Source organism: Flavobacterium sp. LMO6 (assembly GCF_009495795.1).
Classification (GTDB): Bacteria; Bacteroidota; Bacteroidia; order Flavobacteriales; family Flavobacteriaceae; genus Flavobacterium.
In genome coordinates this window covers 115,638-128,769 of sequence record NZ_WIBH01000003.1, presented here as the reverse complement: position 1 = coordinate 128,769, position 13,132 = coordinate 115,638, and the positions used below count along the sequence as shown (strand labels likewise).

13 protein-coding genes are annotated in these 13,132 nt (G+C 31.7%); all 13 read left to right on the top strand.

Annotation, left to right across the window (positions count from 1 at the left end; genetic code table 11):
- Positions 1-15 precede the first annotated feature (15 nt).
- The 13 genes from GFJ99_RS04405 to GFJ99_RS04345 all read left to right on the top strand — a co-directional run bounded on the left by GFJ99_RS04405 (position 16) and on the right by GFJ99_RS04345 (position 13,127).
- Positions 16-1,143, top strand: a complete 1,128-nt coding sequence (locus tag GFJ99_RS04405) for a hypothetical protein (protein ID WP_153207707.1) — start codon at positions 16-18, stop codon at positions 1,141-1,143.
- Between the two features lie 61 nt (positions 1,144-1,204).
- Positions 1,205-1,786, top strand: a complete 582-nt coding sequence (locus GFJ99_RS04400; protein ID WP_153207706.1) for a serine O-acetyltransferase — start codon at positions 1,205-1,207, stop codon at positions 1,784-1,786.
- 6 nt (positions 1,787-1,792) lie between these two features.
- Positions 1,793-2,941 carry a hypothetical protein gene (locus GFJ99_RS04395; protein WP_153207705.1) on the top strand — a complete coding sequence of 383 codons (1,149 nt, stop codon included), beginning with the start codon at positions 1,793-1,795 and terminating at the stop codon, positions 2,939-2,941.
- Complete coding sequence (locus GFJ99_RS04390) at positions 2,922-4,016, top strand: glycosyltransferase (RefSeq protein WP_153207704.1); 1,095 nt, start codon at positions 2,922-2,924, stop codon at positions 4,014-4,016. Before GFJ99_RS04395 ends, GFJ99_RS04390 begins: the two co-directional genes overlap by 20 nt.
- Positions 4,017-5,228, top strand: coding sequence for a glycosyltransferase (locus GFJ99_RS04385; RefSeq protein WP_153207703.1), 1,212 nt, complete (start codon positions 4,017-4,019; stop codon positions 5,226-5,228).
- A 70-nt stretch (positions 5,229-5,298) separates the two neighbouring features.
- A complete protein-coding gene (galE, locus tag GFJ99_RS04380; RefSeq protein ID WP_153207702.1) occupies positions 5,299-6,342 on the top strand; it encodes a UDP-glucose 4-epimerase GalE in 1,044 nt (347 codons plus the stop codon).
- Between the two features lie 9 nt (positions 6,343-6,351).
- Positions 6,352-7,287 carry a UDP-glucuronic acid decarboxylase family protein gene (locus tag GFJ99_RS04375; protein WP_153207701.1) on the top strand — a complete coding sequence of 312 codons (936 nt, stop codon included), beginning with the start codon at positions 6,352-6,354 and terminating at the stop codon, positions 7,285-7,287.
- Positions 7,288-7,315: 28 nt separating this feature from the next.
- Entirely contained in the window at positions 7,316-8,266 is a 951-nt protein-coding gene (locus tag GFJ99_RS04370) for a GDP-L-fucose synthase (RefSeq protein WP_153207700.1), read from the top strand.
- A gap of 57 nt (positions 8,267-8,323) precedes the next feature.
- Positions 8,324-8,719: a four helix bundle protein gene (locus GFJ99_RS04365; RefSeq protein WP_153207699.1), complete on the top strand. Its 396-nt coding sequence runs from the start codon at positions 8,324-8,326 to the stop codon at positions 8,717-8,719.
- A gap of 129 nt (positions 8,720-8,848) precedes the next feature.
- The gene (locus tag GFJ99_RS04360; RefSeq protein ID WP_153207698.1) at positions 8,849-9,844 is read left to right on the top strand and encodes a mannose-1-phosphate guanylyltransferase; all 996 of its coding nucleotides are present in this window, start codon (positions 8,849-8,851) and stop codon (positions 9,842-9,844) included.
- 522 nt (positions 9,845-10,366) lie between these two features.
- Complete coding sequence (locus tag GFJ99_RS04355) at positions 10,367-11,392, top strand: NAD-dependent epimerase/dehydratase family protein (protein ID WP_153207697.1); 1,026 nt, start codon at positions 10,367-10,369, stop codon at positions 11,390-11,392.
- Positions 11,392-12,525 (top strand): glycosyltransferase family 4 protein, encoded by a 1,134-nt coding sequence (locus tag GFJ99_RS04350; protein WP_153207696.1) that lies wholly within the window; start codon positions 11,392-11,394, stop codon positions 12,523-12,525. The genes GFJ99_RS04355 and GFJ99_RS04350 overlap by 1 nt, the downstream gene beginning before the upstream one ends.
- Complete coding sequence (locus GFJ99_RS04345) at positions 12,525-13,127, top strand: sugar transferase (RefSeq protein ID WP_153207695.1); 603 nt, start codon at positions 12,525-12,527, stop codon at positions 13,125-13,127. Before GFJ99_RS04350 ends, GFJ99_RS04345 begins: the two co-directional genes overlap by 1 nt.
- Positions 13,128-13,132: the final 5 nt, after the last annotated feature.

Below are 13,132 nucleotides of genomic sequence, written 5' to 3'. Positions count from 1 at the left end.
TTTTAATTTTCAAGGATGTTATCAAATTTAAAAAATAGTTTAAGGTCGAATTTAATAAATTATAAAGGCTGGACTACTAACAGAAAAATTATTGTTTTTGAAAGTGATGATTGGGGTGCCATCAGGTTACCAGATATTGCCCATATTGATAAATACAGAAAATTATTTCCTAAAACAAACAATCCTTATCTTAAATATGATTCTTTGGCATCTGAAGATGATTTAAATAAATTATTTTCATTGATAACTGAATGTAAAGATAACTATGGTAATCATCCAAAATTTACATTCAATACAGTTGTTGCAAATCCTGATTTTGAAAGAATTAAAAATAATAATTATGATAAGTATTACTTTGAACCTTTTACGGATACTTTAAAAAAATACTCAAATCATAGTCAATCATTTGATTTATGGAAAAAAGCTATGGATGAAAATTTAATGCATCCTCAGTTTCATGGTCGAGAACATGTAAATGTACCACTTTGGTTACATGAATTGAAAAAAGGGAATAGGGATATGTTAAATGCTTTTGAATTGGGAACTTGGAGTATTCCAGAAAATAAAAGTCAAAAAATTAATCTACAAGCTTCACTAGATTGGATAAACGATAGGCCTATCAATTATCAAGAGAATTACTTAGAGGAAGGATTGTCATTATTTGAAGAAATTTTTGGATTTAAATCGATTACTATGATTCCAAATAATTTTATTTTAGGGGAACAGCTTCATGAAATTCTAAAAAACAAAGGCATAAAAGTAATTCAAGGAATGAAATACCAAATATTACCTTTTGGAGAAGGTACAAATAAAAAAAGAAGAATAATAACCAGATTTATTGGTAGTGAAAACGAACATCAGATTAAGTATTTTGTTAGAAATGGGCAATACGAACCTACGCAAAATCCATCAAATTATGACAATGTGAATGAGTGTATGAGAGAAATTTCAAACGCATTTTTTTGGAATAAACCAGCTATAATAAACACCCATCGTCTAAATTATGTGGGAGTTTATGACCAAAAAGCAAAAGATGAAAATCTAAAAAAATTTAAAATTTTGATAAAAAGCATTTTAAAGAAGTGGCCAAACGTAGAATTTATGGATTCAGAGGAATTGACAAATGCACTGCTTGAGAGATAACTTTTGGCTTAATAAGGCTTTTACATAAAATATATTAGAATAAAGATTTAATTCAATACTAATGATAAAAACTAAAAACGAATTAAAAAAATATTTAGAACAAGATAAGTTAGCTCTAGGTATAGGAAAAATAAGTATAAAAGGTAGACTTAAAAATATTTTTTTTCCAAATCATATTTATATTTTCCAAAAAGCTCTTCGTAAAGCAGAATTTTATAGTAATAATAAGAGAAATGTTTTTTCTTTTTTACTGTTTGCCTATTATTTTTTTAAATATAAAAAGTTAAGTATAAAATTAGGGTTTAGTATCCCTATGAATGTTTTTGGGCCAGGTTTAGCAATTATTCATTATGGAACAATTGTTGTGAATCCAAGGGCTAAAGTTGGTGCTAATTGTCGTATCCATGTGTGTACTAATATTGGTGAGTCTGGGGGCGTGGAAGGAGCTCCTCAAATAGGGGATAATGTTTATATAGGACCTGGGGCAAAAATTTATGGAAATATTACTGTGCCAAACAATACAGTTATTGCAGCAAATGCAGCTGTAAATAAATCAATAGAAGAACCTGGAATGATGATTGCTGGTGTTCCTGCTAAACCAATTAAAAAAATTGATGTAAAATCTATAATTAAACATATATAATAAAATATGTACAATGGTAATTTAAAATCCAAAATAAAAGTACACCTAAGTAATATTCCAGGCTGGCGAACCAAACGAAAAATTGTGGTCATTGAAAGTGATGATTGGGGAAGTATTCGGATGGCATCATGTGAGGCATTTGCTAATTTAGTAAAAGCAGGTATTCCTGTAAATAAAAGCCATTATAATACATATGATGCTTTGGAGTCGAATACAGATTTAGAACTTTTATTTGAAACGTTATCTAAATTTCGTGACAAAACCAATCGGCCTCCTGTGTTTACAGGAGTAACCATTGTGGCGAATCCTAATTTTGAAAAGATAAAAGCCTCAGGATACACAGAATATTTTTACGAACCATTTACGGAAACAGCAAAGCGCTATGAAGCACATGACAAAGTGTTCGATTTATGGAAAATGGGGATTGAAAACCGATTGATGGTACCTGTTTTTCACGGTAGGGAACATTTAAACGTACAACGTTGGATGCGAGAATTGCAAAAAGATAATCCATCACTACATCTAGCTTTTGAAAATCAAATTACGGGAATTAGCAAAGGAATAAACAGCGTCCCACTACCCGATTTGCAAGCTGCTTTTGATATCGATACAAAAGTAGATCTACTATATATGCATGAAGTTTTAACAACCGGTTTGCAATTGTTTGAAGAATTGTTTGGTTTTAAATCTGCTTATTTTGTGCCTACAAATGGCCCTTTTAATAATACACTAGAACCTATTTTGTTACAAAATGGGGTTAAATACATCAACACAGGAAAAAAACAGCTTGAACCACTAGGGAATAGAGAGTTTAAAACTAATATTCGTTTTTTAGGACAAAAAAACCAGTTGGGACAAACGTACATTACAAGAAATTGTTTCTTTGAGCCCTCTAGCATGCAGCATAGCGAGAATACAGATTGGATTGGTAATTGTTTAAAAGAAATAGAAATAGCTTTCCGATGGAACAAACCAGCAGTTATAAGCACACATCGAGTTAATTATATAGGGTATTTAGTTCCTCAAAATAGAGAGCACTCTTTAAAAAAATTAGAAGTTTTACTATCTATTATGCTTAAACGTTGGCCCGATATTGAATTTATGACAACTTCAGAATTAGGCAATTTGATAAAAAATGAAAGCAATCATGGATAAAAAGAGAATTTGTTTAGTGATTCCTTCATTGCATACTGGCGGTATGGAGCGTGTAATGTCTGAATTAGCTCATTATTTTTGTAAAAAAGCAGAATGTGAGGTGCATCTTGTACTCTATGGATTAACAAGAGAGATTTTTTATGAGATTCCAGCAAATATAATCATACATAAGCCTGCCTTTGAATTTGATAACTCCAAACGAACCTGGAATACAATTAAAACCTTATGGTTTTTAAGAACCAAATTTAAAACGATTCAACCTGATACTATTTTAAGTTTTGGAGAGCTTTGGAATAACTTTGTACTATTAACTACAATTGGTCTGAACTATCCCGTTTATATTTCGGATCGCTGTCAGCCAGATAAAAGTTTAGGTAAATTGCATGATTCTTTAAGAAAGTTTCTCTATCCAAGAGCTAAAGGAATTATTGCTCAGACTCAAATAGCAAAAGAAATTTATTCAAATCAATTTAAACACAATAACATTGAAGTAATTGGAAATCCTATTAGAGCTGTTCAATTGAATGATCAAATTGAAAAAGAAAATATTGTTTTGTCAGTTGGTCGCTTAATTAAATCTAAGCAACATGATGAACTAATAAAATTATTTGTTAAAATAAATAAACCAAATTGGAAATTAGTAATTGTTGGTGACGATGCATTAAAACAAAATAATATGTCGAAACTCAAAGTTTTGATAAAAGAATTAAATGCGGAAGAAAATATTATTTTAGCTGGTAAACAAAATGATGTAGATACTTATTATTTAAGAAGTAGAATATTTGCATTTACGTCTAGTTCAGAAGGTTTTCCGAATGTAATTGGTGAAGCGCAATCTGCTGGTTTATCTGTTATTTCATTTGATTGTATTGCAGGACCATCAGATTTGATAAAGAATAATCAAAATGGTTATTTAATACCTTTGAATAACTATGAAAAATTTGAAGAAAAGTTGCTATATCTTATGGAATCAGATGAAGAAAGAATAAGGTTAGGAGATAATGCAAAAAAAACTATAAGCGAATTTGAAGCAACTAAAATAGCAGATAAATTTTATAATTTTATTATTAATTAAATGAAGATTCTTCAAATCAACACAACAGTAAATTCTGGAAGTACAGGAAGAATTGCTGAGGATATAGGTAAGGTTTTAATAGCCCATAGGCATGAGAGTTTTATTGCTTATGGTAGAGGAAATCAAAAAAGTCAATCCCAATTGATAAAGATAGGCAATCAAACTGATATTTATTTGCATGGATTAAAAACAGCAATTTTTGATCGTCATGGTTTTGGTTCAAAAAAAGCAACACTTACTTTAATTCAGGAAATTGAAAAAATAAATCCAGATGCAATTGGATTACATAATTTGCATGGCTATTATTTAAATATTGAAGTTTTGTTTGACTATTTAAAAGTGAAAAATGTTCCAGTTTTATGGACTCTTTTTGATTGTTGGGCTTTTACTGGACATTGTTCTTATTTTGATGATATTGATTGCAAGAAATATCAAATTCAATGTGAAAAATGTCCTAAGTCAAAGAAATATCCCTCTTCTTATTTTTTAGATAATTCGTATGATAATTACTTAGATAAAAAAAGACTTTTTACAGGATTGAAACACATTGAATTTGTAGTGCATTCTCAATGGTTAAAAGAAATGGTAGGGAATTCATTCCTTAAATCTATTGCTTCTAATTGTTTGCCAAGCGGTATTGATTTGAATTTATTCAAACCTGTAGTATCGGACATAAAGAAGAAAAATAATATTGATGATAAAAAAGTAGTACTAGGTTGTGCTAGTCAGTGGTCCGAAAGAAAAGGATTAAAAGATTTTATTAATTTATGGCGTTTATTAGATGAAAACACAACTATAGTTTTAATAGGCGTTTCAGATAAACAAATTAAATTATTACCTCCAGGAATTATAGGTATTCCAAGAACAGAAAGTATTCAAGAATTAGTAATGTGGTATAGCGCTGCAGATGTTTTTGTAAATCCAACCTATCAAGATAATTTTCCAACTACAAACATTGAGGCTTTGGCTTGTGGAACTCCAGTAATTACCTATAATACAGGAGGTAGCCCAGAAGCTATAGATAGCGAAACAGGTGTGGTGGTTAATAAAGGTGATGTTGAAGGATTGGCAAACGCAATTCATCAGATTTTGCTATCGGGTAATTCTAGATCTTTAAAGTGTAGAGAAAGGGCAGAACAAAATTTTGACAAAAATGATAGGTATTTAGAATATTTGGATTTATTTGTTAAGTTAATTGAGAGATCTAAATAAAAAAAGGCTTTGTTTGACAAAATCAAAGTTTTTAATAAATTAAATATATTATACAGATAAAACAATAAAAATGAGAACAATATTAGTAACAGGTGGTGCAGGATATATAGGTAGTCACACAATTGTAGAGTTATTAAAATCAGGTTATGAAGTTATTACAGTAGATAATTATTATAACTCCGTTGCATTATCGTATGAATTAATTCAAAAAATTACAGGAAAAGATTTTAAAAAATATCAGTTAGATATTGCTCAAGAGGATGTTTTAGAAATTATTTTTAAAGAAAATAAAATAGACGGTATTATTCATTTTGCTGCTCTTAAGTCAGTTCCAGACAGTGTTTCTAATCCGATTTTTTGTTTTAAGAATAACAATAATGCTACTTTGAATGTTGCAGCATATGCCATTAAATATGGAGTTGAAAATTTGGTTTTCTCTTCTTCTTGTTCTGTATACGGTAATGTAGCGCCACAAGATTTGCCAGTTCAAGAGAATACTATTATTAGAAATGCAGAATCTCCCTATGCCTACAGTAAACAAAATGGTGAAGTGTATTTAAAATCTATTTCAGATATAAGTGCTCTAAAAGTTTTTGCCTTGCGCTATTTTAACCCAGTAGGAGCCCATGCTTCGGGAGAATTAGGAGAGTTTCCTTCTAAACATAGTAATAATTTAGTTCCGATTATTACACAATCCGCAATTGGCTTACGAGACCATATGATGGTTTTTGGAAATGATTGGAATACAAGAGATGGCTCATGTGTTAGAGACTACATTCATGTTTCTGATATTGCTGAAGCTCATGTTTTAGCATTAAATAAATTATTTCAAGATGATTTTAAAAGCAAATTTGAAATTGTTAATCTAGGAAGCGGAAATGGTGTTACCGTTTTTGAAGCGATTCATTCATTTGAAAAAATGAGTGGTGTGAAAGTTGATTTTAAAGTAGGTGAAAGACGGGAGGGAGATGTTGAAGCAATTTTTTCTTTACCTCTTAAGGCAAAAGAATTGTTGGGATGGACAGCAAAAAGAAATGTTGACACTATGATGGATTCAGCATGGAAATGGCAAAATAAGTTGATAGATTTAGGATTTAACACAACAAAAATTTAATTATATACAATGAGTAAGAGAATATTAGTAACTGGTGGTGCTGGATTTTTAGGAAGTCATTTGTCAGATAGGCTTTTAAAAGAAGGTAATGAGGTATTGTGTTTGGATAATTTTTTTACTGGAAGTCGACAAAATATCCATCATTTATTAGGCCATAAAAATTTTGAATTAATACGACATGACGTTACATTTCCAACTTATTTAGAAGTGGATGAAATATACAATTTAGCTTGTCCTGCCAGTCCGGTGCATTATCAGTTTGACCCCGTACAAACAACTAAAACAAGTGTAATCGGTGCAATCAATATGTTAGGTTTGGCAAAAAGATTAAAAATCAAGGTGTTACAAGCGAGTACTAGTGAAGTTTATGGCGATCCAGAAGTACATCCACAACCGGAGACATACAAAGGCAATGTAAATACTATAGGTCCAAGAGCATGCTATGACGAGGGTAAGCGTTGTGCGGAAACTTTATTTTTTGATTATCACAGACAACATAATGTAAATATTAAAGTAATGCGTATTTTTAATACGTATGGACCAAGAATGAATCCAAACGATGGTCGCGTGGTGAGTAATTTTATTGTGCAAGCTTTAAAAGGAGAGGACATTACTATTTATGGCAATGGTAGTCAAACCAGAAGTTTTTGTTATGTAGATGATTTAATAGATGGTATGTATCGATTAATGAATTCCAAAGATGGCTTTACAGGGCCAGTAAATATTGGAAATCCAACCGAATTTACAATGCTTGAATTGGCTACTTTAGTGATTGAATTAACAAATAGTACGAGTAAGTTGACTTATATGCCACTACCACAAGATGATCCTTTGCAAAGAAAACCTGTGATTGAATTAGCAAAAAAAGAACTTTCATGGGAACCTAAAATAGCTTTAAAAGAAGGGTTAATAAATACAATAGATTATTTTGCTAATACAATCTAAAACTCAATTTGTTTTAAAGTAAAAAAAAATGATTAGCAAAAAAATATACATCGCAGGTCACCTTGGTATGGTCGGATCTGCCATTTGGCGGGTTTTGGAAGCCAAAGGATATCATAATTTAATTGGAAAAACCAGTCAAGAACTTGATTTGCGCAACCAATCGCAAGTCAATCTTTTTTTTGAAACAGAACAGCCTGCAATTGTAATTGATGCTGCAGCACGAGTTGGAGGGATATTAGCCAATAACAATTATCCCTATACGTTTTTGATGGAGAATTTGCAAATTCAAAACAATTTGATTGAGGCATCACTTCATTCCAATGTTAGTAAGTTTATTTTTCTAGGATCATCCTGCATTTATCCAAAACTAGCGACACAACCACTTAAAGAAGAATATTTGTTAACCGCTTCTTTAGAGCCTACTAACGAATGGTATGCGATTGCAAAAATTGCAGGGGTGAAGGCGTGTGAAGCTATTAGAAAACAATATAACAAAGATTTTGTGAGTTTAATGCCTACCAATTTGTATGGCAGTCATGATAATTTCAATTTGCAAACGTCGCATGTGTTGCCTGCTATGATGCGTAAATTTCATGAGGCAAAATTAAATGATAATGCACCTGTCAAACTATGGGGATCGGGAACACCCATGCGGGAGTTTTTGTTTGTGGACGATATGGCAGAGGCGGTTTTGTTTGCCATGGAAAATAAATTAGACGAATATTTATACAATGTGGGTTCAGGAACCGATCTAACAATTGAAGAGTTGGCATTGTTGATTCAAAAAACAGTCGGACATCAAGGAGAGATTATTTGGGACAGCACTAAACCCGATGGTACGCCAAGAAAATTAATGGACGTTAGCAAAATGAATGACATGGGATGGAGTGCAAAGACCGATTTAGCTACAGGTATTCAAAAAACATATCAATGGTTTATCGAAAATCAAGATAAGTTTAAGGAAGTGAGAATTAGTTGAAATAGTTGAAAGTTGAAAGTTGAAGTTTGAAAAAGTAGAATAAATTAAAATTGGAAAATGGCTGATTTTTTTGAATATGGTTTTGAAAAGTTAAAAGTGTATCAGTTAATTCGGTTGTTACGAGTTGATTTGAAAAAGTTAACTTTAAGCTTTCCAGTGCATGAAAAATATGAGTTATGTTCTCAAATATCAAGAGCTGCATCCAGCATAGCCTCAAATATAGCGGAAGGTTCGGGTCGGTCAAGTAAAAAAGACCAAGCGCATTTCACAAATATGGCTTATTCAAGCAGTTTTGTACTCATATCTCATATTAATTATGCTTTAGATATGGACTATATGCTGGAAAAAGATTATTTGGACATAAGATTTAAGTTAGGCGAAATAAATAGATTGTTGGTTAAATTGTACAAATCTCAAGTAAATAGAAAAGATGGGCTTGGAGATAATATTTGAAAGTTGAAATATTTGAAAGATGAAATATTTGAAAGATGAAGGATGAAGGATGAATTCAGCCCAATTCAGAATTCAACCTCTTCAACCCTTTTAACCCAATTCAACCTTTTTCAAGTCAAATTTAAATAAATGAAAAAAATAAATGTAATTTTATCTGGTGGTTCAGGAAGTCGTTTGTGGCCTTTGTCTAGAAAATCAAGAACCAAACAATATATTCCCCTTTTTGAAGGAAAAAGCTTGTTTGATATAACTATAGTCAATAATCAAGCTATTTGTGATGCTATTTTGGTAGTTGGTAATATTGATAATTATGAATTGTCCTTACAATCTTTGAAAGAAATGGGAGAAACTAATTATCAAATTGTAGTTGAAGCGATGCCTAAAAACACAGCAGCTGCTATAGCTTTTGCAGCACTTTCAGTAGAGGCGGACGATTTGTTGTTGGTTACACCATCCGACCACATTATAGAAAATAAAGAAGGCTATCAAGCGGCCGTACAGAAAGCTTTTGAATGGGCGGCAAAAGGACATTTAGTTACATTTGGGATTCAACCCAGTAAACCTGAAACAGGATATGGCTATATCCAAAGTAATGGTGATGACGTAGTCGCATTTCATGAAAAACCAAGTAAAGAAAAAGCACAAGATTTTATAAACCAAGCTAATTATCATTGGAATAGTGGGATTTTTTGTTTTCAAGCCAAAACCTATTTAGAAGAATTAAATTCCTTTCGCCCAGATATTTTAGAGGCATGTAAGCAAGTAATGAATGTGAAAAATTCTGATTTTTTAGAGGCTACCGCATCGGCTAAAATTCCTTCTGAGAGTATTGATTATGCAGTTATGGAAAAATCGGACAAGATGAAAGTGGTAAAAGGAACATTTGAATGGTCTGATTTGGGGTCTTATGAAGCATTGTTTGATTATTTTTCAACTAAAGGGGCTTATGTAAAAGATTCCAATTTAATTATTGCTGAAACAGCGCATGTTGAACTGCATGGGCTAGAAAATATGATGGTGGTACAAAGTGGTGAGGCAATTCTGGTTATGCCCTTGTCTATGTCACAAGAGGTTAAAAGAATTTATGAGCGATTGCTTATGGAGGGAAATAGTTTGGTAGAGTAGTAAGTTTGGTAGTTTTATTGAAGAAATAAATTAATTCAAATGCATTTTATTCAAATGGTTTTGAATATTTAAAGGTTTATCAGCTAATTAAAGTTTTGAGAGTTAATGTATAAAAAAAATGCTAGCTTAATCTATGTATAAAAAATGAAATAAGTTTTTGAATTTCAAACGAGATATCAAGTATAGTGGCGTGTTATGTTGGTTCAAGTGTACAAAATCCAACTCATTTCTTAAAATTGACTTATTTTAGTGGTTTGGTACTTCCCTCTTACCTGAATTATACTTTGGCGATAGATAGTAAATAATTAGATGTTAGAAATTAGGTTAGAGAGACCGCTTTGAAACATCTGATATTGATCCGATCGAAGACGGTTCACCTAGCAGTCGAAAAGTAAAAAAATAAAGAATTAACTTCAATATAAGTTAGTCTTTCAATTTTTTTTAAGTTTGTCTTTTAATAAAAAAAATAATTATGACCTAATGGTTATTAAATAAATTAAGTAATAGAAAATCAATTAAAATATGAAAAATGCATTAGTATTAGGAGGTGGTGGTTTTATTGGCGGCCATTTAGCTAAAAGATTAAAAGAAGAAGGTTTTTATGTTAAAATTGTTGATATAAAACCAAAACACGAATTTTGGGATCATGCAGTAATTTGTGATGACTATGTTGCAGGAGACTTAAGAGATCCTAGAGTTGTTGAAGAAGCTTTTAAAAACAAATTTAATCAACCCTACATTGAAGTGTACCAGCTAGCTGCTGATATGGGTGGTGCGGGTTATATTTTTACAGGGGATAATGATGCCAATGTAATGCACAATTCGGCATTAATTAATTTGAATGTAGTACATGAATGTGTGAAAAATAAAGTAGGAAGGGTTTTTTATTCCTCATCTGCTTGTATGTATCCAGAGCATAACCAACAAGATCCCAATAATCCAAATTGTGAGGAAAGTTCTGCTTATCCCGCAAATCCTGATTCTGAATATGGATGGGAAAAATTATTTTCAGAACGTCTATTCTTAGCATTCAATAGAAATTACAAATTAAGTGTTAGGGTGGCTAGATTTCATAATATTTTTGGCGAATTTGGAACTTGGGCTGGAGGAAAAGAGAAAGCGCCTGCAGCTATGTGTCGTAAAGCGGCAGAAACAGAAGAAGGCGGAACGATTGAAGTATGGGGTGATGGTCTTCAAACCCGTTCTTTTTTGCATGTTACAGAATGTGTAGAGGCTGTATTGCGATTTATGCGACAAGAAGATTTTATGGGTCCAGTCAATATTGGTTCTGAGGAAATGGTAACCATTAATCAGTTGGCAGAGATGGCCATCGAGTTGTCTGGAAAAAATATTAAAATCAATAACATTGGAGGTCAAGAATTTGTAGATAAATATGGATTTTCTTGTCCAGTAGGTGTAAAAGGTCGCAATAGTGATAACAAGTTATACAGAGAAAAAATAGGATGGGAAGTGAGTATTCCATTAATTGAAGGAATGAAAACTACCTTTGACTGGATTAATGAGCAAGTAAAACTTCATACTAAATAATGGCTGAAAATAAAACAGTGGTCATTTTAGATCAAGCATCTGGTTATTTGCAAATTGATATGCTGGATGCTTTATCTAAAAAATATGAAAAATGTGTTATTATTGCGGGTTCTATTGTGGAAAGAGAAACAAAGCTCTCCGAGGATTATAAATGGCATAAAATTATTAAATATGATAAGTCAAGTTCCTTAAAAAGGATATTTACTTGGTTTGTAGCAACGTTGCAGATGTTTTTTATTGTATTGTTCAAATACAGAAATGCAAGAATCATCGCTATTACTAATCCGCCTAGCGCTCCATTAGTACCTTATCTTTTGAAAGTGTCTTACGATGTTTTGGTTTATGATTTATATCCAGATGCATTGGTGAATTTTAATTATCTTTCTAAAGAAGGTTGGGTGCATAAAATGTTCATCCATTTTACAAAAAATATATTTAAAAGTGCGAATACAATCTATACACTAACACCTGAATTGGCCAAGGAAACATCAAAATATTGTGGAGGAAAGGAAATAAAGGTAGTTCCTATTTGGACCAACAATGAATTTTTTCCACAAATCGATCGCAGTGAAAATTTAATTTTTGAAAAATTAGGAATTCCTAACGATGCATTTATAATATGTTACTCAGGCAATTTAGGGAAAACCCATCCAATTGAAAAGTTGGTTGAGCTAGCCAATGCATTTAAGAATGAGTCTGATTTTTATTTTTTAATTATTGGCGGAGGTCATAAATATGATTTGATAAACAAGTTAATAGAAGACCTAAAGTTAACCAATATCAAGTTGATGCCATGGCAACCTATAGCATTATTACCCCATAATATGCAAGTGGGGAATCTAAATGTAGTGACCTTAGACGAAGGAGCGGCTGATTTAAGCATTCCAAGTAAAACATTCAATTTATTGTCAGTCGGTAAGCCAATTTTGGCCATTTGTTCTAAACAATCAGCTTTGTCAAATTTATTAACAAGAAACAATTGTGGGCAAGCGTATGAAGCAACAGAATTGAATGAAATAAAAAATTTCATTTATAACCTTCAGAAGGACAAAGAAAACTATACAACCTATAGTGAGAATGCAAAAAGAGCCTCTAATCACTTTACAAAAGAAAACGCAATCCAATTTTTATAATGTATAATAAAGGATTAAAAAGAGTAGTAGATTTACTAGCCACAATGATAATTTTTTTAATTTCCATCCCTTTATTTATTGGGGTTTCTGTTTTATTGATGGCAAGTCAAAATGCTGTGTTTTTCACTCAATATCGACCAGGAAAAAACGGAAAGATTTTTAAGTTAATTAAATTTAAAACCATGAGTGATAGGCGGGATGTTAATGGTAATTTACTTCCTGATCAAGAACGATTAACTAAAGCAGGAAAATTTGTAAGAAGTACTTCTTTAGACGAATTACCCCAATTAATTAATGTTTTGAAAGGGGATATGAGTTTAATAGGCCCTCGTCCTTTGTTGGTTAAGTATTTGCCTTTGTACTCAAAAGAACAAGCAAGAAGACACGAAGTGCGACCTGGTATCACTGGTTGGGCACAAGTAAACGGAAGAAATGCTATTGCATGGGATCAAAAATTCGAATATGATGTATGGTATGTGGATAATATTAGTATTTTATTGGACATCAAAATTTTATGGTTAACTTTGAAAAAGGTAATTGTAAGAGAAGGTATTTCTAGTACTACCAGTGTAACAATGGAACCTTTTAAAGGTAATAATTAAAATAA

Coding starts and splice junctions, on each gene's coding strand:
- GFJ99_RS04360 (WP_153207698.1), top strand. CDS start 8,849: ATGAAAAAAATAAATGTAATTTTATCTGGTGGTTCAGGAAGTCGTTTG.
- GFJ99_RS04395 (WP_153207705.1), top strand. CDS start 1,793: ATGTACAATGGTAATTTAAAATCCAAAATAAAAGTACACCTAAGTAAT.
- GFJ99_RS04370 (WP_153207700.1), top strand. CDS start 7,316: ATGATTAGCAAAAAAATATACATCGCAGGTCACCTTGGTATGGTCGGA.
- GFJ99_RS04385 (WP_153207703.1), top strand. CDS start 4,017: ATGAAGATTCTTCAAATCAACACAACAGTAAATTCTGGAAGTACAGGA.
- GFJ99_RS04405 (WP_153207707.1), top strand. CDS start 16: ATGTTATCAAATTTAAAAAATAGTTTAAGGTCGAATTTAATAAATTAT.
- GFJ99_RS04390 (WP_153207704.1), top strand. CDS start 2,922: ATGAAAGCAATCATGGATAAAAAGAGAATTTGTTTAGTGATTCCTTCA.
- GFJ99_RS04350 (WP_153207696.1), top strand. CDS start 11,392: ATGGCTGAAAATAAAACAGTGGTCATTTTAGATCAAGCATCTGGTTAT.
- GFJ99_RS04400 (WP_153207706.1), top strand. CDS start 1,205: ATGATAAAAACTAAAAACGAATTAAAAAAATATTTAGAACAAGATAAG.
- GFJ99_RS04375 (WP_153207701.1), top strand. CDS start 6,352: ATGAGTAAGAGAATATTAGTAACTGGTGGTGCTGGATTTTTAGGAAGT.
- GFJ99_RS04345 (WP_153207695.1), top strand. CDS start 12,525: ATGTATAATAAAGGATTAAAAAGAGTAGTAGATTTACTAGCCACAATG.
- GFJ99_RS04355 (WP_153207697.1), top strand. CDS start 10,367: ATGAAAAATGCATTAGTATTAGGAGGTGGTGGTTTTATTGGCGGCCAT.
- galE (WP_153207702.1), top strand. CDS start 5,299: ATGAGAACAATATTAGTAACAGGTGGTGCAGGATATATAGGTAGTCAC.
- GFJ99_RS04365 (WP_153207699.1), top strand. CDS start 8,324: ATGGCTGATTTTTTTGAATATGGTTTTGAAAAGTTAAAAGTGTATCAG.